Origin of the sequence: Arhodomonas aquaeolei DSM 8974 (assembly GCF_000374645.1) — a bacterium.
GTDB classification, from domain to species: Bacteria; Pseudomonadota; Gammaproteobacteria; order Nitrococcales; family Nitrococcaceae; genus Arhodomonas; species Arhodomonas aquaeolei.
This window is the reverse complement of record NZ_KB894800.1, coordinates 224810-243890: the sequence shown is the minus strand read 5'-3', so window position 1 is coordinate 243890 and position 19081 is coordinate 224810. Positions and strand designations below refer to the sequence as shown.

The following is a 19081-nucleotide window of genomic DNA, read 5'->3' as shown; positions in this document are numbered from 1 at the left end:
AAGCCATGAGTAAGACGATGAAGGCCGCGGTGGTCCGCGAATTCGGGAAGCCGCTGGAGATCGACGAGGTGCCGGTGCCCGAGCCCGGCCCCGGGGAGGTCCAGGTCCGCATCCAGGCCTCCGGGGTCTGCCATACGGACCTGCACGCCGCCGAGGGCGACTGGCCGGTCAAGCCGATCCTGCCGCTGATTCCGGGCCATGAGGGCGTGGGCTACGTCTCGGGGGTCGGCCGCGGTGTGACCCACCTGCGCGAGGGCGACCGTGTCGGCGTGCCCTGGCTCTACAACGCCTGCGGGCGTTGCGAGCACTGCATCGGCGGCTGGGAGACCCTGTGCGAATCCCAGCAGAACACCGGCTATTCGGTGCAGGGCGGCTACGGCGAGTACGTGATCGCGGACCCGGACTACGTCGGCGTGCTGCCGGACAAGGTCGGCTTTGCGGAGATCGCCCCCATCCTCTGTGCCGGCGTGACGGTCTACAAGGGCCTCAAGGTCACCGAGACGCGCCCCGGCGACTGGGTGGCCATCTCCGGCATCGGCGGGCTCGGCCACGTGGCGGTGCAGTACGCCCGGGCCATGGGGCTGCACGTGGCCGCCATCGACGTCTCCCCCGAGAAGCTCGCGCTCGCCGAGCGCCTGGGGGCGGAGCTGACCGTCAACGCCGCCGAGGAGGATCCCGGTGAGCGCATCCACTCGGCGGTGGGCGGGGCCCACGGCGCGCTGGTCACGGCGGTCTCGCCCAAGGCCTTCTCCCAGGTGCTGGGGGCGGTGCGCCGCGGCGGCACGGTGGCCCTCAACGGCCTGCCGCCGGGGGACTTCCCGCTGCCGATCTTCGACGTGGTCCTCAACGGCATCACCGTGCGTGGCTCCATCGTCGGCACCCGGCTGGACCTCCAGGAGGCCCTCCGGTTCGCCGGCGAGGGGGCGGTGAAGGCCACGGTCAGCACCGCGCCGCTGGAGGAGATCAACGCCGTGCTCGACCGCATGCGCGAGGGCCATATCGACGGGCGCGTGGTCCTGGACCTGGCATGAGCGGGACCGGCGAACAGGCCCCGGGGGTGTCGGTCACCCCCGGAGCCGCCGAGCTGATCGAGCGGTTGCGGACCCGTCACGGACCGCTGCTGTTCCACCAGTCCGGGGGCTGCTGCGACGGCAGCGCGCCCATGTGCTACCCCCGTGACGAGTTCCGCGTCGGCGAGCGTGACGTCCATCTCGGTGATGTCCACGGCGAGCCGTTCTACATCGGCGGGAGCCAGTACGAGTTGTGGTGCCACACCCACCTGGTGCTGGATGTCGTTCCGGGCCGCGGCAGTGGCTTCTCACTGGAGGCCCCGGAGGGCGTGCGCTTCATCGTGCGCTCGCAGGTCACCGGCGAGCCGGACCGGACGTAGATCTGTTGGAAGGGCCCCATCGGGGCCCTTTTTCAGAGGCACCGCACCTTGCCGGCAGTCTGTTTACGGTCGCAGGCCGTGTGCGGCATCCCGGGGTATGGCTGGATCCCGGGCGTTGTCGTACCGCCTCGGGCAGGTTGGCTGCTTCTGGCAGCCAACGTCCCGATGCCGACGTACCGGAGGGGGGAAGTCGGCTGCCCAGAGCGGCCGACCTACGGCTCCCTCAAGCACCGGTAGGTCGTGCGCCGAAGGCGTGCGACATAGACTTACGGAAGATGGGGTATCGTCCGGCACAGGTCAGGCGCGCGACGTCTCGGGCGGTGGCGGGGGATGTCGCACACGGCCTTTGGCCGTGCACGACCTACCGGCTTGCAGGCACACGGGTAAGACGGTATCTACCCGAGCTGTGCCACAAGTCCGTGTCGGTGCAACGCTACCCGTAAATCAGGTGCCCGGTTCAACCTGTAAAGGGGTCATCGGCTCCTACCGGAGGGGGCGCGTGCCTGACGCACCGAGCGGAGGCACCGGTCCGTGACCGGGCCGTCCCGTTACCTTGCGGTAGGCCTTTTGTAATCGCGTGCGCCGTAAACCTTAAAAGTTGAATAAAGGTTTACGGTCCGTGCACAATGGCCCGGCCCATCCATGAAGAAGAAGGCCGACTGCCATGTCCGTACCCGCCACCGGTGACATCCGTCACGACTGGTCCGCCGACGAGGTCCGGGCCCTGTTCGACGCACCGTTCACGGAGCTGCTGTTCGCCGCGCAGCAGGTGCACCGCCGGTACTTCGATCCCGCCCAGGTGGAGCTCGCCTCGCTGGTGTCCGTGAAGACCGGCGCCTGCCCGGAGGACTGCGCCTACTGCCCGCAGAGCGTGCGTTTCCAGACCGACGTCGAGCCCCATGCGCTGATGCCGGTGGCGTCGGTGCGCGAGGCGGCACGCCGCGCTCGCGAGGCCGGCGTGGCGCGGCTGTGCCTGGGCGCGGCCTGGCGCGGGCCGAAGGCCCGGGACATGCCGCGGCTGCGCGAGATGATCGCCGCGGTGCGCGAGCAGGGCCTGGAGGTGTGCCTCTCGGCGGGGCTGCTCAGCGACGGGCAGGCCCGCGAGCTCGCCGATGCCGGGCTGGACTACTACAACCACAACCTCGACACCTCCCCCGAATACTACCCGGAGATCATCACCACCCGCCGCTACGACGAGCGTCTCAGCACCCTGGCGCACGTCCGCGATGCCGGGCTGCGGGTATGCTGCGGTGGGATCGTCGGCCTGGGTGAGGGCGAGACGGACCGCGCGGAGCTGCTGCGCACCCTCGCGAACCTGCCTGCCCACCCGGAGAGCGTGCCCATCAACCAGCTCATCCCGGTGCCGGGTACGCCCATGGCGGAGGCCGGGCCCCCGGACGAGCTGGCCATCGTGCGCACCATCGCCGTGGCGCGCATCCTCATGCCGCGGGCCCGGGTGCGGCTGTCGGCGGGGCGGACGCAGATGAGTGACGCCGTGCAGGCGCTGTGCGTGCTCGCCGGGGCGAACTCGCTGTTCTTCGGTGACGTCCTGCTCACCGCGGAGAACCCGGACGAGACCGCGGACCGCGCCCTGCTGGCCCGGCTGGGGCTGGAGGTGGAGGCTCCGCAGCGCGAACCGGCCCTGGCCGGCGGGGAGGGTTGAGCGATGGCGTACCTGGTGTTCGTGACCGTCGTCTGGGCCTTCTCCTTCTCGCTGATCGGGGTCTATCTCGCCGGCCAGGTGGACAGCTACTTCGCGGTGCTCGTGCGCATCGGTCTGGCAACGCTGGTGTTTGCGCCGATGCTGCGCCCGGGGCGGCTGCCGGGGCGGCTCGTCCTTGCGCTGATGGGCGTCGGGGCGGTGCAGCTCGGGGCCATGTACGTGTTCTTCTACCAGTCGTTCCTGCTGCTCAGCGTCCCCGAGGTGCTGCTGTTCACCATCTTCACGCCGCTGTACATCTCGCTGCTCGATGACGCCCTCAAGGGCCGGGTCAATCCCGGTGCGCTGGCCGGTGCGGCGCTCGCCGTGGCGGGTGCCGCGGTGATCCGCTACCAGGGCGTGTCGAGCGATATCTGGGCGGGCTTCCTGGTGGTCCAGGGCGCGAACCTGTGCTTCGCCGCCGGCCAGATCACCTACCGCCGCATCGCCGGCGAGGTCGAGGCCGCCGTCCCGCAGCTCCAGGCGTTCGGGTGGTTCTACGTGGGCGCGCTGTGCGTGGGCGTGCCGGCGTTCCTGATCTTCGGCGATGCCTCGTCGCTGCCGACGACCCCGGTGCAGTGGGGCGTGCTCCTGTGGCTGGGGCTGGTGGCCTCGGGGCTGGGGTATTTCCTCTGGAACAAGGGCGCGGCGCTCACCGACGCGGGCAGCCTCGCGGTGATGAACAACGCCCTGATCCCGGCGGGTCTGCTCGTGAATGTGCTCATCTGGAACCGCGATGCGGACCTCGGGCGTCTGGCCCTGGGCGGGGCGCTGATGGGGCTCGCGCTGTGGGTGAATCACCTGCTGCGACCGCGCGGCGCGACCGCCGCCGCGGTGCCCGCCGCCGGCGAGTAGGCGCGTCAAGGCAGCGCCGCCGCCACCGCCGGTGGCAACGGCACGTCACAGGCGGTCTCCGCGGCGACCTCGCCGACGATCACCAGCGCCGGGCGCTCGTCGCGCACGGGCGGCAGGCCGTCGGCGAGGGTCGTGCGATACACCGACTGGTCGGCGCGGGTGCCGCCGTGGATTACCGCCACCGGCAGCCCCCGTCCCAGCCCGGCGTCGAGCAGCGCCCGGCGCAGACGCGGCCACTGGCGGGTGGCCATGTAGCAGACCAGGGTGCGTCCCGGTCCGGCCAGTGCCCGCCAGTCCTGGGCCGGCAGGTCGCCGTCGCGGCCGTGGCCGGTGATGAACGTGACCGCCGACGCCCGTCCCCGCTGGGTCAGCGGGATGCCCGTCGCCGCGGCGCAGCCCAGGGCGGCGGTCACGCCCGGCACCACCTCGCAGGGCACCCCAGCGGCCCGGCACGCCGCCAGCTCCTCGCCGCCGCGGCCGAACACGAACGGATCGCCGCCCTTGAGGCGCACCACGTGGCGCCCGGCCCGGGCGTGCTCGACGAGCAGTGCGCAGATCGCCGGCTGCGCCAGGGTGTGGCGGGCGCAGCGTTTGCCGGCGTCGATCACCCGGGCATGTTCCGGGGCCATCGCCAGGATGCGGTGGTCGATGAGGCGGTCGTGGACGATCACGTCGGCGGCGGCAAGGGTCCGGGCCGCACGGATCGTGAGCAGGTCCGGGTCGCCGGGTCCGCAGCCCACCAGTGAGACGCAGCCGCCCTCCGGGACGGGTCGATACGGGGTCATGGTCGCCTCCATCAGCCGGTCACCGCAGAGGGCCGGCCGGCGAGCACGGCGAAGCGCGCGGTGCCGTCCAGGGGACCGGCCTCGAACAGGTTGGTCAGCCAGTAGCGCTCGGGCAGCCCCTCCTCGTCGGGGGTCGCGTAGACGCAGGCGTGCAGGCTGCCGTCGCTGCCGATCAGCGCCGCGCGGTAACGCCCGGCGCGGGGATCGGCGTATTCCAGCCAGTCACCGTCGGTGCCGTCGTCGAGCAGTGTCCGCGCCCAGGCATGCCAGTCCGCCGGGACCTCGCCGTGGGCGAGCTCGTAGCGCTCGTGTCCCCGGCCGGGCACGCGGGTCCAGCAGTCCAGGGCGGTGACGTCCAAGCGCCCGCGGGCGACGGCGACGCCCTGCCAGGCCGTGGCCAGGGCGGTGACGCGCACCGGTGTGTGCTTGAACTCCGGTTCCCCGGAGCGGGGACACACCGCCGGGTTGACCAGGGCCCCGGCGCGGCCGCCGCTGGCGAACTGCTCGCTCCAGTGCATGGGCAGAAACACGGCCCCCGGTGCCTGCTCCGGGGTGATCTCCACGCGCACCACGGTGGTGCCCCAGGCGCTCTCCACCCGGGCCAGACCGCCGGTGGCGAGGCCGAGCGCGGCCGCGTCGGCGGGACTCACCGCCAGCCGCGGTTCCGGCGTGTGGCCACACAGGCGGGGTGCACGGGCGGAGCGGGTGAGGGTGTGCCAGTGATCGCGCACCCGCCCGGAGTTGAGGCTTAGCGGGTAGTCGGCGTCCGTCGCGTGGGCCGGCGCCCGGGGCTCGACGGCCTGCAGGCGGGCCCGGCCGTCGGCGGTGGGGAAGCCCCCGTCGGCGAACAGGCGCGGGTGTTCGGCACCGCCGGCGGCGGGCAGCGGCCACTGTCGGGGGGCGAGGGCGTCGTAGCCGGCACGGTCCAGGCCGGCGAGGCCGCCGATGTCGAACGCACGCGGCGCGCCGTCGAGGGCGGAGAGCCGCGCATGCTCGTCGAAGATCTCGTGGGGGCCCGCGTAGTCGAAGCCGGTGTAGCCCATGCGCCGGGCGACCGCGGCGATCATCCACCAGTCCGGCCGTGCCTCGCCCGGGGCGTCGCGGAAGGGGCGCTGGCGGGAGATGCGGCGCTCGGAGTTGGTTACCGTGCCGTCCTTCTCGCCCCAGGCGGCGGCGGGCAGGAGGACGTCCGCCCAGGCCGCGGTGTCGGTCTCGCGGGTCATGTCCGAGACCACCACCAGCTCGCAGCGGTGCAGTGCCTCGCGCACGCGCTCGGTATCCGGCAGGCTCACTGCCGGGTTGGTGGCCATGATCCATACCGCACGCACCCGCCCGGCGTGAATCGCCTCGAACAGATCCACGGCCTTGAGTCCCGGTTCGCCGGCGATGGCGGGGCTGCCCCAGAACGCCTGCACCGCGGCCGCGGCGTCGAAGCCGCGGTGCCCCGCCAGGGTGCTCGCGAGCCCGCCGACCTCGCGCCCGCCCATGGCGTTGGGCTGACCGGTGAGCGAGAACGGGCCCGCGCCGGGACGGCCCACGCGGCCGGTGGCGAGGTGGCAGTTGAGGATGGCGCCGGCCTTGTCGGTGCCGCTGCTGGACTGGTTCACCCCCTGGGAGAACAGGGTCAGCGTGCGTGGCGTGGCGGCGAACCAGTCGAAGAACCGGGCGACGTCCGCCTCCACCAGCCCGCAGGCCCGGGCCACCTCGGTGGTGTCCGGCGCGCTGCGCCGGGCGGCGGCGACGGCGGCGTCCAGTCCCCCGGTATGGGCCTCGACCCAGTCGCGGTCGATTGCGCCGGTGCGCGCAAGGTGGGCGAGCAGGCCGTTGAACAGCCACGCGTCCGTGCCCGGGCGGATGGCCAGGTGCAGGTCGGCCTCCCGCGCCGTTGCGGTCGTCCGCGGGTCGATGACCACCATGCGCCGCTGCGGGTCGGCCTCGCGCGCGTCGCGCAGGCGGCGGTAGAGCACCGGGTGGCACCAGGCGGTGTTGCTGCCGACGAGCACGGCGAGGTCGGCCTGGTCCAGGTCCGTGTAGTCGCCGGGCACGACGTCCTCGCCGAAGGCGTGCTCGTGGGCCGCGACGGCCGAGGACATGCACAGCCGCGAGTTGGTGTCGATGTTGGCCGCGCCGATATAGCCCTTCATGAGCTTGTTGGCGAGGTAGTAGTCCTCGGTGAGGAGCTGGCCGGAGGCGTAGATCGCCACGGCCTCCGGGCCGTGGGTGTCGATCACCCGGCGGAATCCGTCGGCGACCTCGTCCAGGGCGCGGAACCAGCTCACCCGGCGACCGCGGATCTCCGGGTGGCGCAGCCGGCCCCCGTCGCCCACGGTCTCGCCCAGGTTCGCGCCCTTGGCGCAGAGGCGGCCGTGGTTGGCCGGATGGTCCGGGTCGCCGCGCACGTGCACGCCCCGCGGGCCGGGCTCGGCGATCACGCCGCAGCCGACCCCGCAGTAGGGGCAGGTGGTGCGGACCGCGGTGCTCATGACGCCTCCGGGGTCAGCCGCAGGTGGATGGTGCCGCCCTCCACGGTCACCGGGTAGCGGGGCGTGCTGCCCTCGTCCGGCGCCCGGGCCCGGCCGGTGGCGAGCTCGATGCACCAGTCGTGCAGCGGGCAGTAGACCGCCGCGCCGGAGACGATGCCCTGGGACAGCGGCCCGCCCTGGTGCGGACAGTGGTCGGCGACGGCGAAGACGGTGTCGTCGGCAGTGCGGAACACCGCCACCGGCCCGTCGGGCGTCTCCACCGTGCGGGCCCCGCGGCGGGGGATGGCGTCGAGGGGGCCGATCGCGACCCACTCGCCGGTATCGACGGCTGCTGACATGCTCGTGTCTCCTCTGTAGTACGGGCGCTCAGCCCGTCGCCCGGAGGGCGCGGAATTCCGGGTCCGGGGCGCTGGCGTCGGAGCGGGGCGCCCACGGGTCCACCTGGGTGTGCCGCTGGGACTCCAGGAAGCGCTCGTGGGCCCGGCGCCGGCCGTCGGCGTCGTCGACGACCCGCGAGCGGACGTAGTCGAGGCCCACGCGGTCGATCCAGTGGGCGGTCCGCTCCAGGTAGCGCGCCTCCTCGCGGTAGATCTGCAGGAAGGCCGCGGCGTGTTCGAGCACCGCCTCGTGGCCGGTGACCCGGCAGAGGACCTCGGCGGCGCGCAGCCTAGTGCCGCCGTTGCCGCCGACCACCAGCTCCCAGCCGCTGTCGTTGGCGATCACGCCGAAGTCCTTGATGGTGGACTCGGCGCAGTTACGCGGGCAGCCGGAGACCGCCATCTTCACCTTGTGCGGGGTCCAGGAGCCGGCGGCCATGCGTTCGAGCTCGATGCCCATGGTGGTGGAGTCCTGGGTGCCGAAGCGGCACCACTCCCGGCCCACGCAGGTCTTCACGGTGCGCAGCGCCTTGCCGTAGGCATGGCCGGACTCCAGGCCCGCGCGCTCGCGCAGCTCGCGCCAGACCGCGGGCAGGTCGGCCTTCTTCACCCCCAGCAGGTCGATGCGCTGACCGCCGGTGACCTTCACGGTCGGCACCTCGAACTTCTCGGCGACGTCGGCGATGGCGCGCAGCTCCTGCGGGTTGGTGATGCCGCCGTACATCCGCGGCACCACGGAGTAGGTGCCGTCCTTCTGGATGTTGGCGTGGGCGCGCTCGTTGATGAACCGTGACTGTGCGTCGTCCCGGGCCTCGGCCGGGAAGGTGCTGATGCAGTAGTAGTTGAGCGCCGGCCGGCACTTGGAGCAGCCGTCCGGCTCCTGCCAGCCCAGGGCCTCGCGGACCGCTGCCGGGGAGGTGAGGTGGCGTTCGCGGATGGCCTCGCGGACCTCGTCGTGGGAGCGCGTCGTGCACTCGCACACTGTGGGCTTGTCCTCGGTCACCGCGTCGGCGCCGGCGGCGAGGGTGACGATATCGCCGACCAGGGACTTGCACGAGCCGCAGGAGGTGCCGGCCTTGGTGGCCTTCATCACGGCGGCCGGGCTGGTCAGGCCGTCGTCGCGCACCGCGGCGACGATGGCGCCCTTGCACACCCCGTTGCAGTCACAGACCTGCTCGTCGTCGCCCATCAGTGCGGCGCGTCCGCCGGCGCTGTCGCCGCCGCCCTCCGCCTGGGCACGGCCGAAGATCAGCCGCTCGCGGATCTCCGAGATGTCCTCGCCGCGTTTGATGAGGTCGAAGTACCACGGGCCGTCGTCGGTGTCGCCGTACAGCACGGCGCCCTGCAGGCGGTCGTCGCGGACGACGAGCTTGCGGTAGACGCCGCGCCGCGGGTCCTGGAGGACGATGTCCTCGGTGTCCTCGCCGCCCTCGTAGTCGCCGGCGGAGAACAGGTCGATGCCGGTCACCTTGAGCTGGGTCGAGACCACCGAGCCCTCGTAGCGTCCGATCTGGTACTGGGCCAGGTGGTTGGCGCAGACTCGGGCCTGCTCCCAGATCGGCGCGACCAGGCCGTACGTGGCCTTGCGGTGCTCGACGCACTCGCCCACCGCGTAGATGCGCGGATCGAAGGTCTGCATGGTGTCGTGCACCACCACGCCGCGCTCGCAGTGCAGGCCGGCGTCCCGGGCCAGGGCGGTGTTGGGGCGGATGCCGGCGGCCATCACCACCAGGTCCGCCCGGACCTCGGAGCCGTCCTCGAAGCGCACCCCGCTCACTCGCCGGCGTCCGAGGATGCGCTCGGTGACCGCCTCCATGCGGAAGTCCAGGCCGCGCTCGATGAGCGTGTCCCGGAGCAGTCCCGAGGCGGGGCGGTCGAGCTGGCGCTCCATGAGGCTATCGGCGATGTGCACCACGGTGACGGACATGCCCTGCTTCATAAGGCCGTTGGCCGCCTCCAGCCCGAGCAGGCCGCCGCCGATGACCACCGCGTGGCGGTGGCGGCGGGCGGCCTCCAGCATGGTTTCCACATCGCCGATGTCGCGGAAGCTGACCACGCCGGGGAGGTCGTTGCCGGGGACCGGCAGCACGAACGGGGTCGAGCCGGTGGCGAGCAGCAGCCGGTCGTAGGGCGTCTCCCGGCCGCTGGCGGAGACGATCCGCCGGCGCCCGCGCTCGATGCGCTCGACCGGATCGCCGGTGTGCAGGGTGATGCCGTTGTCGGCGTACCACTCGCGGTCGTTGAGGACGATGTCCGAGAGGGTCTTCTCGCCCGCGAGTACCGGCGAGAGCATGATGCGGTTGTAGTTCACGTGGGGCTCGGCACCGAAGACGGTGATCTCGTAGCGGCTGTCGTCGAGCTTGAGCAGCTCCTCCACCGTGCGGATGCCGGCCATGCCGTTGCCGATGACGACGAGTCGTTCAGTCATGACGGAACCTCGTTCAGGGGGCGGCGGTCGGTGCCGCCGCCCCGTTACCGTGTCTGCAGAAGGGGTCAGGCGGTGGCGGGGGCGACGGACTCGTCGCCCGCGGCGGCGGCACTGAAGGCGCGGTCCTCCTCCGCCAGGGTCTCCGGGGAGAAGCGCACGGCGAAGGCGAAGAACGAGCACGCGAGCACCGCGATGCCGAGGTAGAGCAGGCCCTGGCCGTAGGTCAGGCCCTCGGTGCGGAAGAGAAAGCCCGCGGCCACCGCGCCGGCGTTGCCGCCGGCGCCGACGATGCCCGAGACGGCCCCGAGCGCCTTCTTGTGCATGAACGGCACCAGCCCGTAGGTGGCGCCCTCGGACATCTGGGTGAACAGGCTGAACACCACCAGGGTCGCCACCGCGGCGGCGATCACCGCCATCTGGGAGAAGGCGATCAGCGCCAGGCCCTCGCAGAACAGCGCGATGAACAGCCACCGCACGCGCCCGCGTAGGCCCGCGGCGCGGGCGAAGCGGTCGGAGAAGATGCCGCCGAGGGTCCGGGCGAAGAGGTTCATCAGCCCGAACAGCCCGGCGATGAAGCCGGCGGTGGCGAGGCCGAGCTCGAAGGTGTCGAAGAAGTACAGCGCGGCGATGTTGTTGATGGTCAGCTCCACGCCGAAGCAGGCGGCGTAGACCACGAACAGCGCCCACACCCGCGGATCCCGCGCGGCGACCAGGAAGCTGCCGCTGGCGCTGTGCTCGTTGCGGGCCTCGGGGATCAGCCCCCGGGCTCGAAGCTCGCGGTAGTCACCGTCCGGGGCGTCCTGGGTGAAGCGGTAATAGGCGAGGCCCATGACGAAGAGCACCACGCCGGGCAGCACCATCGCCGCGCGCCAGCCCACCGCCTCGCTGACACCGAACATCAGCACCGCGGAGAAGACCAGCGGCATGACGATCTGGGTGGTGCCGCCGCCGAGGTTGCCCCAGCCGGCGGTGGTGGCGTTGGCCGTGCCCACCACGTTGGGCGCGAACATCACCGAGGTGTGGTACTGGGTGATGACGAACGAGGCGCCGATGGCGCCGATGGCGAGACGTGCGAGCAGGAAACTCTCGTAGCTGTCCGCCAGGCCGATGGCCATGACCGGCAGCGAGCCGAGGCACAGCAGCCAGGCATAGGTGCGCCGCGGTCCGAACTTGTCGCACAGCGGGCCGATCAGCAGCCGCACCAGCACGGTGATCGCGACCGACGCGATGATGGTGGAGCCGACCTGGGACTTGGTGAGATTCAGGTCGTCGCGCACCACCGCCATCAGCGGTGCGATGCCGAACCACCCGAAGAAACACAGGTGGAAGGCCAGCCAGGTGAGGTGAAAGGTCCGTGTCTGCACGGACCGGAGGTCGAAGAGATTGATCTTCGTTGCCTTGTTACGCAGCTCCATGACGCTACCCCGGTTGTTCGATACGAATGACGGACGATCGGCCCCTCGCCGTTGAAGGGCGTTGATCGACGCACTCGTACCCACCGTCAGGCAGGCCTGGTCCACGTCGCCCTGAACGCTGCAACGGCCGTGCCAGTTATATAAGTAATTGTTTTTTTAGTTTTTGTTAGGAATTGCCCCGTCTGACGTACCGGGGTGACGCTTCGTCGTGGTGCAATGCTGCACTGCAGCGGGGCAGATCCGGGTGCTGCCGGGGCATGTCGCGCAGTGCCGGCGGGCCCTGGCCGGCGCCACACCGCGGGGTGCGGGTTCACCGGGCAATGTGGCATGACAGTTGCTGGTTTCAGGGCATGGACTATCCGCTGTCACGGGGCAGGCAATGGCCGCACGCATCCTGCTCATAGAGGCCAAGGACAGACGCTCGCGGGCGCTGGAACAGGCGCTCACCGACGCGGGCTTCGAGGTCGTGGCGAGCGTCGATGAGCGCGACGACCTCTATGCGCGCATGACCGAGCTCGCCCCGGATGCCGTGATCGTCGACGCCGAGCTGCCCAGCCGGGACACCCTGGAGCACCTCGCCCAGCTCGGCCGGCGCTTCCCGCGCCCCATCGTCATGCTCGCCGACGAGGACGACCCGCAGGTCAGCCTGGAGGCGGCGCGGGCCGGGGTCAGCGCCTACGTGGTCGACGGCCTGGCCCCGGCGACCGTACGCTCGCTGGTGAACGTCGCCATCGCGCACTTCCAGGCCCACGATGCGCTGCGCTCGGAGCTCGGGCGGGTGCAGCAGAGCCTGGAGCAGCGCAAGGCGGTGGACCGCGCCAAATGCCTGCTCATGGAGCGCCAGGGCATCGGCGAGGAGGCCGCTTACCAGCGCCTGCGCAAGATGGCCATGGACCGGCGCCTCAGTCTCTACGAGCTGGCCCGCGAGCTGCTCGACTAAGCGACGGCGAAGGGAGGATCACGATGTCGTCAGGATCAGGGCAAACGGGGGCCGGCGCCCCGCCGGAGAAGCGGGAGCTGCGCCTCGGGATCATTCCGCTGAGCGACTGCGCGCCGCTGGTCGTGGCGCGGGAGATGGGCTTCTTCGCCGAGCAGGGGCTGGACGTGAGCATCACCCGGGAGGCCTCGTGGGCGAACGTACGGGACAAGGTCCAGCTCGGCGCCCTGGACGGCGCACAGATGCTCGGCCCCATGCCCCTGGCGGGCACGCTCGGTGTGGTGAGCCCGCGCAAGCCCATGGTCACGGCCCTGACCCTGAACCTCAACGGCAACGCGGTGACCGTCTCCCGCCGCCTCTACGAGCGCCTCTGCCGCACCGACCCGGAGGCGATGGCGCGGCGGCCGATCACCGCCCACGCCCTGCGCCGGGTGATCGAGGCGGACCGGCGGCAGGGGGCGGGGCCGCTGACCTTCGCCACGGTGTTCCCGGTCTCCGGTCACACCTACCAGCTCCGCTACTGGCTGGCCTCGGCGGGGATCGACCCGGACCGGGACGTGCGCCTGATCGTGATCCCGCCGCAGTTCGTGGCCGCCAACCTGGAGGAGGGCCGCATCGACGGCTTCTGCGCCGGTGAGCCGTGGAACGGCTTCGCCGTCGCCCGCGGCGCGGGCTGCAGCCTGATCTCGAGCTACGAGATCTGGAACAACGGCCCCGAGAAGGTCTTCGCCGTGACCGAGGACTGGGCGCAGCGCCACCCCGCCACTCACCGTGCGGTGCTGCGGGCGCTGCTCCACGCCTGCCGCTGGCTGGACGCCGACGGCGCCAACCGCCGCAGCGCCGCCCGGCTGCTCGCACGTCCGGAGTACGTGGGCGTCGACGAGGACGTCCTCGCCGCGACCCTCGGCGGCGAGTTCCGCGACGGCATCGCCGCGCGGCCGCGTAGGATCCCGGACTTCACCGTGTTCTCGCGTTACGCGGCGAACTTCCCGTGGCGCTCCCACGGGCTGTGGTTCGCCATGCAGATGGAACGCTGGGGACAGCTCGACATGGATGCCGCCGTCGACGAGGCGGTGGCACGGACGTACCGCCCGGACCTCTACCGCGAGGCCGCCGCGGACCTTGGCCTGCCCGCCCCGCAGGCGGACTGGAAAGAGGAGGGCGTCCACGCCGGCGGGTGGCAGCTGGAGACGGCGACGGCACCGATCCCCATGGGCGCGGACCGCTTCTTCGACGGGGCGCATTTCGACCCGAACGACCCGGCCGCGTGCCTGCGCGGCCCCGGCGTCGGCGCGGACGGGGTCTGAGCCGGGCGGTCAGGCGGTGGTTCCGGGCCGGGGCTTTTCCGGTTGCTCACCGGTCCGTCAGGCAAGTGTCCACCGGCGAGAATGACGACCCGCCAGCCGGTGCATGGCCGGGGCACAAAATCGGTGCGGCGCTCACGAGCGGGGTTCTGCGTCGGCGACGGCGATCCGCGGCCAGTTCGCTGCGACCTCGTCGGCCGTTGCGGCTCGAACCGCACGCAGGTCACGGGGGTAGTCCACGCTTTCCGCTTCCACGGCCCGGGTGGCGTGGAACTGGCCGTTCGCGGCGCGGAGTATCCAGCCGCCGTCGGCGCATGCCCGGGACGCCAGATAGGCCACACCCGGCGCGACCTCACCGGGGCGCAGCTCGTCCGGCTCGCCCCCGACCCCCCACATGCGCGTCTTGGCGACCGGAGAGACCGCGTTGACCACGATGCCGTGCTGTTCGCCCTCGGCGGCTAGGACGTTGGCGATGCCCACCGCGGCCATCTTCGCGGCGGCGTAGGCGGCAAGCCCGTGGTGAACGTACTGGGGATAGAGCGCCCGGCAGGAGGTCGTCAGGACGATGCGGCCGTAGCCGGCCGCCTTCATCGCGGGCCAGGCCGCCTGCGCCAGCCACAGAGGCGCCTTGGCGGCGACTGCCATCATGTGATCGAAGGACGGCTGCGTTATGGCCTCGATGGTCTCGTAGCCCACCCATCCGGCATTGTGGATCACGGCGTCCAGTCGTCCGCCAGCGCCCAGGGCCCGCCCGACGAGCGCGTGGCAGCCCTCGCGCGAGCCGATGTCCCCGGGGACCGCCCGAACGTTCAGCCCCTGCGCGCGAAGTTCCGCCGCCGCGCGTTCCGCGACCTGCGGGGCTTCACCGCTGCCGTCGGTGTCCGCTCCGTTGTCCTGAATCAGCACCGTTGCCCCCAGCTGTCCGATGTATCGGGTGTACGCGAAACCGAGTCCGCGGCCCGCACCGGTGATGAGTACCACTTGGTCGTCGAAGTCCACCATTCTTCAGGCCCTGTTCGTGAAGACATGGGCGGGGAGTGTGCGCGCCGCTGCGCGATATATCTAATACCGGTTATAAGCGTCCACAATATTTTTTATGTATCGTCTGTGGTGAAGCCCGGAGACATTGCGGAGTGGATGCATGCCAGCAGATGAGCGCCTTCCCGTCAGCCTGCGCACGATGGAGCAGTTCGTCGCCGTGGCGGAGGAACGGCATTTCCATCGTGCCGCCGAACGGCTGAACATGTCGCAGCCCCCGCTCACCAATGCGATCCGCAAGCTGGAGGAAGCGCTCGGCGCCACACTGATTCAACGGGGCAATCGCGTGCTCGGGCTGACGGCGGCGGGTGCGGTATTCCTCGATGAGGCGCGGGAGACCCTTCGCCAGGCGGGGCGCGCCGTCACCGCGGCGCGGGACATGGCAGCGGGTCGGACCGGCGTGGTGCGCCTGGGCTATGTCGGCAGCGCGCTCTATGGACGGCTGCCGGACGTGGTCCGCGAATTCCGGGCGACGCACCCGAAGGTGCGCCTGGAGTTGCGTGAGGCGACCACCGCCGCTCAGGTCGCCGCGTTACGCGAGGGGACACAGGACGTCGGGGTCCTGATACCGCCGCTGGCGAATGCCGAAGACATCGGGCGGACGCCGTTCGACAGCGATCGCCTGTGCATGGCCATCCCGAACGACCACCCCCTGAGCGGGCGGCCCGACGTGACGCTCGCCGATATGGCCGACGAGCCGTTCATCCTCTGGCCGCTGGTCGAAGGTCGGGGCTTCCATCTGCAGGTGATCCGGCTCTGCGCGGATGCCGGTTTCGTGCCGGAGGTGGCCCAGGAGGCGTACGGGATGCACGCGGTGCTATCGCTGGTGGCGGTCGGCGCCGGTGTCTCCGTCGTTCCCGAGAGCATGAGCAGCTTTCGCGGGGATCGGATCAGCTACCGGCCATTGCCGGGGTCGGCCCCCGGTTTCGACCTCGTATTGGCGGGCCGCGATCTGTCGCCGGCGGCCAGGCGTTTCGTTCGTTCCGCCGGACAGGCGTGATTCCGGCGCTTGACGCGCGTCCGGGGGGTGTCAGGGGGCAGGCGTGCGGGATCCCTGAGCTGGCGACAGGCACCGTGGACACGAGTGCCACGTCGGCACGCCGGGTTCTGTTGACCTGCCCGCGCTCCGGAACGGCAGGTCGTGCACGGCCGTGGGCCGTGTGCGACGCCTTCGCTGGCCCGAGCCTGCATGTCGCACGCCTGCGGCGCACGACCTACGTGGGCACCTGGCGCCGTCGTGGTGCACGTCGGCCGGCGATATCGTCGGGTATGCCGGGTGGTGGGCGGCGGTCGTCGGCTACCGAGAACCATGGTCATGGCTGTCGGTTGCCAGGAGCAACCGACCTACCCGGGCTACTCGGGGTCACGGCTGATGGGGCGCGTGGGTCGTGCACCGCAGGTGTGCGACGTCTCGATGGTTTCGCTGGGGGACGTCGCCCACGGCCCACGGCCGTGCACGGCGCCGTTGCCGCCGCAGCCCGGTTGCTTGACGGCAACCGGCAGTCGTCGGGGAGGAATGACGGCCGTGGGGGCGGGCGGTGTTTGTCGCTGCTTCGCGATGCACCAAAGAAAAAGGGCGCGGCAGATGCCGCGCCCTCTCTGGCTCGTGAGCAGCCGCTACGGGATCAGTAGCGGTAGTGCTCCGGCTTGTACGGCCCCTCCTTGGAGACGCCGATGTAGGCCGCCTGCTCGTTGCTGAGCTCGGTGAGATCGGCTCCGATCTTCTCCAGGTGCAGCCGGGCGACCTCCTCGTCGAGGTGCTTCGGCAGGATGTACACCTCCTTCTCGTACTCGCCCTTGTTGGCATGCAGCGCCATCTGCGCGAGCACCTGGTTGGAGAAGCTGTTGGACATCACGAAGCTCGGGTGGCCGGTGCCGCAGCCCAGGTTCACCAGCCGGCCCTGGGCGAGCAGGATGATCTTCTTGCCGTCGGGGAAGACGATATGGTCGACCTGCGGCTTGATCTCGTCCCACTCGTACTGCTGGAGGGAGGCCACGTCGATCTCGTTGTCGAAGTGCCCGATGTTGCACACGATGGCCTCGTTCTTCATGGCCTTCATGTGCTCGTGGGTGATGACCTGGTAGTTGCCGGTGGCGGTGACGAAGATGTCCGCCTTGTCCGCGGCGTAGTCCATGGTCACCACGCGGAAGCCCTCCATCGCGGCCTGCAGCGCGCAGATGGGGTCGATCTCGGTGACCCAGACCTGGGCGCCGAGGCCCTTGAGGCTCTGCGCGGAGCCCTTGCCGACGTCGCCGTAGCCGGCGACCACGGCGGTCTTGCCGGCGACCATCACGTCGGTGGCGCGCTTGATGCCGTCGGCCAGCGACTCGCGGCAACCGTAGAGGTTGTCGAACTTGGACTTGGTCACCGAGTCGTTCACGTTGATCGCCGGGAAGGGCAGGCCCTCGTCGCGGGCGATCTGGTAGAGGCGGTTGACGCCGGTGGTGGTCTCCTCACTGACCCCGCGGATCTGCTCCTTGATGCGGGTGTAGAAGCCCGGGCGCTCCTCGAGCCGCTTCTTGATCGCGGGGAAGAGGGCGCGCTCCTCCTCGTTGCTCGGGTTGTCGAGGATGGAGGGGTCCTGCTCGGCCTTGGCGCCGACCATGACCACGCCGGTCGCGTCGCCACCGTCGTCGAGGATCAGGTTCGGACCGTCCTCGTTCGGCCAGTCGAGGATTCGGTGGGTGAACTCCCAGTACTCTTCCATGCTCTCGCCCTTGTAGGCGAACACCGGGATGCCCTGGTCGGCGATGGCCGCGGCGGCATGGTCCTGGGTGGAGTAGATGTTGCAGGAGGCCCAGCGGACCTCGGCACCCAGCTCGACCAATGTCTCGATGAGCACGGCGGTCTGGATGGTCATGTGCAGCGAGCCGGCGATCTTCGCGCCCTTGAGGGGCTTTTCCTTGCCGTACTTCTCCTGCAGCGCCATGAGACCGGGCATCTCGGTCTCGGCGATAGCGATCTCCTTGCGACCCCAGTCGGCAAGGGCGAGATCGGCAACGTGGTGGTCGGTGCGGGTGTTGTCCACGACTGCGTTCATGGTTCACTCCGTTGGTCACCGAGCGCCGTTGTCGAATGTCGCGTCCGTCCGCCGAGCCTGGCCCCCACGATGCTTCGGGGGTTGCAGCGCTCCTCGGCAACGGACGTGCCCTTAAAGGGCATGGGCGTTGTCGTGCTTACTTGCCGCCGGCCTGACGAAGCGCGTCGGCCTTGTCGGTCTTCTCCCAGGGGAGGTCGATGTCCACGCGGCCGAAGTGCCCGTAGGCGGCGGTGCCGGCGTAGATCGGACGCTCCAGGTCGAGCATCTTGAGGATGCCGAACGGGCGCAGGTCGAAGATCTCACGGACGATGTCGGTGAGCTGGCTGTTGTCGATCTTGCCGGTGCCGAAGGTCTCGAGCATCACGGAGGTCGGCTCGGCCACGCCGATGGCGTAGGAGAGCTGGACCTCGCACTTGTCGGCGAGACCGGCGGCGACGACGTTCTTGGCCACGTAGCGTGCCGCATAGGCGGCGGAACGGTCGACCTTGGACGGGTCCTTGCCGGAGAACGCGCCACCACCGTGACGGGCCATGCCGCCGTAGGTGTCGACGATGATCTTGCGCCCGGTCAGGCCGCAGTCGCCGAGGGGGCCGCCGGTGACGAACCGCCCGGTCGGGTTGATGTGGAACTTCGTGTCGCCGTGCAGCCACTCGGACGGCAGCACCGGCTTGACGATGTGCTCCATCACCGCCTCGTGGATCTGCTCCTGGGTGATGTCGTCGTCGTGCTGGGTGGACAGCACCACGGCGTCACAGCCCGTGACCCGGCCGGCGTCGTCGTAGGCAAAGGTGACCTGGCTCTTGGCGTCGGGACGCAGCCAGGGGAGCGTGCCGTTCTTGCGCAGCTCCGAGTGCTTGCGCACCAGGCGGTGGGCGAAGTCGATCGGCGCGGGCATGAGGGTGTCGGTCTCGTTGCACGCGTAGCCGAACATCAGGCCCTGGTCGCCGGCGCCCTGATCCTCCGGGCGGCTGCGGTCGACGCCCTGGTTGATGTCCTCGGACTGTGCGCCGAGCGCGTTGAGCACCGCGCAGGTGGCGTAGTCGAAGCCCTTCTCGGAGCTGTCGTAGCCGATCTCGGCGACCGTGTCGCGCACGATCTTCTCGATGTCCACGGTGGCCGAGGACTTGGTCTCGCCGGCGATCAGCACCATGCCCGTCTGGGCGACGGACTCGGCGGCGACGCGCGCCTTCGGGTCCTGGGCGAGGTAGGCGTCCAGAATCGCATCGGAGATCTGGTCGCACATCTTGTCCGGGTGGCCTTCAGAAACGGATTCCGAGGTAAAGAGATACTTCTTGCTCATGAATCACTCTCTGTCATGGGTGAACCGGG

Annotated in this window: 15 protein-coding genes and 1 riboswitch; of the genes, 7 read left to right on the top strand and 8 right to left on the bottom strand. The window is 70.6% G+C overall.

Features of this window, described 5'->3' with window-relative positions:
- Nucleotides 1-5: 5 nt before the first annotated feature.
- The 4 genes from adhP (at nucleotide 6) to C516_RS0100995 (ending at nucleotide 3944) form a co-directional block, all read left to right on the top strand.
- Nucleotides 6-1031, top strand: a complete 1026-nt coding sequence (gene adhP / locus C516_RS0101010) for an alcohol dehydrogenase AdhP (protein ID WP_018716486.1) — start codon at nucleotides 6-8, stop codon at nucleotides 1029-1031.
- Nucleotides 1028-1390, top strand: coding sequence for a DUF779 domain-containing protein (locus C516_RS0101005; protein WP_018716485.1), 363 nt, complete (start codon nucleotides 1028-1030; stop codon nucleotides 1388-1390). Before adhP ends, C516_RS0101005 begins: the two co-directional genes overlap by 4 nt.
- A gap of 664 nt (nucleotides 1391-2054) precedes the next feature.
- The gene (bioB, locus tag C516_RS0101000; RefSeq protein WP_018716484.1) at nucleotides 2055-3053 is read left to right on the top strand and encodes a biotin synthase BioB; all 999 of its coding nucleotides are present in this window, start codon (nucleotides 2055-2057) and stop codon (nucleotides 3051-3053) included.
- A gap of 3 nt (nucleotides 3054-3056) precedes the next feature.
- The gene (locus C516_RS0100995) at nucleotides 3057-3944 is read left to right on the top strand and encodes an EamA family transporter (protein WP_018716483.1); all 888 of its coding nucleotides are present in this window, start codon (nucleotides 3057-3059) and stop codon (nucleotides 3942-3944) included.
- A 5-nt stretch (nucleotides 3945-3949) separates the two neighbouring features.
- Here C516_RS0100995 and cobA read toward each other — a convergent pair whose 3' ends face one another.
- The 5 genes from cobA to C516_RS0100970 all read right to left on the bottom strand — a co-directional run bounded on the left by cobA (nucleotide 3950) and on the right by C516_RS0100970 (nucleotide 11432).
- A complete protein-coding gene (cobA, locus tag C516_RS0100990; RefSeq protein WP_211210548.1) occupies nucleotides 3950-4729 on the bottom strand; it encodes a uroporphyrinogen-III C-methyltransferase in 780 nt (259 codons plus the stop codon).
- 11 nt (nucleotides 4730-4740) lie between these two features.
- Complete coding sequence (locus C516_RS0100985; RefSeq protein WP_018716481.1) at nucleotides 4741-7212, bottom strand: molybdopterin oxidoreductase family protein; 2472 nt, start codon at nucleotides 7210-7212, stop codon at nucleotides 4741-4743.
- On the bottom strand, nucleotides 7209-7550 hold the full coding sequence (nirD, locus tag C516_RS0100980; protein ID WP_018716480.1) for a nitrite reductase small subunit NirD: 342 nt from the start codon (nucleotides 7548-7550) through the stop codon (nucleotides 7209-7211). Before nirD ends, C516_RS0100985 begins: the two co-directional genes overlap by 4 nt.
- 28 nt (nucleotides 7551-7578) lie before the next feature.
- Entirely contained in the window at nucleotides 7579-10017 is a 2439-nt protein-coding gene (gene nirB, locus C516_RS0100975; RefSeq protein ID WP_018716479.1) for a nitrite reductase large subunit NirB, read from the bottom strand.
- Between the two features lie 65 nt (nucleotides 10018-10082).
- Nucleotides 10083-11432 (bottom strand): MFS transporter, encoded by a 1350-nt coding sequence (locus C516_RS0100970; RefSeq protein ID WP_018716478.1) that lies wholly within the window; start codon nucleotides 11430-11432, stop codon nucleotides 10083-10085.
- A 379-nt stretch (nucleotides 11433-11811) separates the two neighbouring features.
- Here C516_RS0100970 and C516_RS0100965 point away from each other — a divergent pair, with 379 nt between their 5' ends.
- Nucleotides 11812-12372 carry an ANTAR domain-containing response regulator gene (locus C516_RS0100965; RefSeq protein ID WP_018716477.1) on the top strand — a complete coding sequence of 187 codons (561 nt, stop codon included), beginning with the start codon at nucleotides 11812-11814 and terminating at the stop codon, nucleotides 12370-12372.
- A gap of 23 nt (nucleotides 12373-12395) precedes the next feature.
- Complete coding sequence (locus C516_RS0100960; RefSeq protein ID WP_018716476.1) at nucleotides 12396-13676, top strand: CmpA/NrtA family ABC transporter substrate-binding protein; 1281 nt, start codon at nucleotides 12396-12398, stop codon at nucleotides 13674-13676.
- 132 nt (nucleotides 13677-13808) lie between these two features.
- Here the strand turns inward: C516_RS0100960 and C516_RS0100955 are convergent, their stop codons facing one another.
- Nucleotides 13809-14675: an SDR family NAD(P)-dependent oxidoreductase gene (locus C516_RS0100955; RefSeq protein WP_018716475.1), complete on the bottom strand. Its 867-nt coding sequence runs from the start codon at nucleotides 14673-14675 to the stop codon at nucleotides 13809-13811.
- Nucleotides 14676-14814: 139 nt separating this feature from the next.
- Between C516_RS0100955 and C516_RS0100950 the strand changes: the two genes are divergently transcribed.
- Nucleotides 14815-15711: a LysR family transcriptional regulator gene (locus C516_RS0100950; RefSeq protein ID WP_018716474.1), complete on the top strand. Its 897-nt coding sequence runs from the start codon at nucleotides 14815-14817 to the stop codon at nucleotides 15709-15711.
- 625 nt (nucleotides 15712-16336) lie between these two features.
- Here C516_RS0100950 and ahcY read toward each other — a convergent pair.
- Both ahcY and metK read right to left on the bottom strand, forming a co-directional pair.
- A complete protein-coding gene (ahcY, locus tag C516_RS0100945; RefSeq protein ID WP_018716473.1) occupies nucleotides 16337-17752 on the bottom strand; it encodes an adenosylhomocysteinase in 1416 nt (471 codons plus the stop codon).
- Nucleotides 17753-17765: 13 nt separating this feature from the next.
- A riboswitch (S-adenosyl-L-homocysteine riboswitch) is annotated at nucleotides 17766-17853 on the bottom strand.
- A 35-nt stretch (nucleotides 17854-17888) separates the two neighbouring features.
- Nucleotides 17889-19052, bottom strand: a complete 1164-nt coding sequence (gene metK / locus C516_RS0100940) for a methionine adenosyltransferase (protein WP_026320849.1) — start codon at nucleotides 19050-19052, stop codon at nucleotides 17889-17891.
- Between the last annotated feature and the right edge of the window lie 29 nt (nucleotides 19053-19081).

What these genes read in the sequence shown, in the direction of transcription:
- adhP (WP_018716486.1), top strand. Translation starts at nt 6, where the DNA reads ATGAGTAAGACGATGAAGGCCGCGGTGGTCCGCGAATTCGGGAAGCCG.
- C516_RS0101005 (WP_018716485.1), top strand. Translation starts at nt 1,028, where the DNA reads ATGAGCGGGACCGGCGAACAGGCCCCGGGGGTGTCGGTCACCCCCGGA.
- bioB (WP_018716484.1), top strand. Translation starts at nt 2,055, where the DNA reads ATGTCCGTACCCGCCACCGGTGACATCCGTCACGACTGGTCCGCCGAC.
- C516_RS0100995 (WP_018716483.1), top strand. Translation starts at nt 3,057, where the DNA reads ATGGCGTACCTGGTGTTCGTGACCGTCGTCTGGGCCTTCTCCTTCTCG.
- cobA (WP_211210548.1), bottom strand. Translation starts at nt 4,729, where the DNA reads ATGACCCCGTATCGACCCGTCCCGGAGGGCGGCTGCGTCTCACTGGTG.
- C516_RS0100985 (WP_018716481.1), bottom strand. Translation starts at nt 7,212, where the DNA reads ATGAGCACCGCGGTCCGCACCACCTGCCCCTACTGCGGGGTCGGCTGC.
- nirD (WP_018716480.1), bottom strand. Translation starts at nt 7,550, where the DNA reads ATGTCAGCAGCCGTCGATACCGGCGAGTGGGTCGCGATCGGCCCCCTC.
- nirB (WP_018716479.1), bottom strand. Translation starts at nt 10,017, where the DNA reads ATGACTGAACGACTCGTCGTCATCGGCAACGGCATGGCCGGCATCCGC.
- C516_RS0100970 (WP_018716478.1), bottom strand. Translation starts at nt 11,432, where the DNA reads ATGGAGCTGCGTAACAAGGCAACGAAGATCAATCTCTTCGACCTCCGG.
- C516_RS0100965 (WP_018716477.1), top strand. Translation starts at nt 11,812, where the DNA reads ATGGCCGCACGCATCCTGCTCATAGAGGCCAAGGACAGACGCTCGCGG.
- C516_RS0100960 (WP_018716476.1), top strand. Translation starts at nt 12,396, where the DNA reads ATGTCGTCAGGATCAGGGCAAACGGGGGCCGGCGCCCCGCCGGAGAAG.
- C516_RS0100955 (WP_018716475.1), bottom strand. Translation starts at nt 14,675, where the DNA reads ATGGTGGACTTCGACGACCAAGTGGTACTCATCACCGGTGCGGGCCGC.
- C516_RS0100950 (WP_018716474.1), top strand. Translation starts at nt 14,815, where the DNA reads ATGCCAGCAGATGAGCGCCTTCCCGTCAGCCTGCGCACGATGGAGCAG.
- ahcY (WP_018716473.1), bottom strand. Translation starts at nt 17,752, where the DNA reads ATGAACGCAGTCGTGGACAACACCCGCACCGACCACCACGTTGCCGAT.
- metK (WP_026320849.1), bottom strand. Translation starts at nt 19,052, where the DNA reads ATGAGCAAGAAGTATCTCTTTACCTCGGAATCCGTTTCTGAAGGCCAC.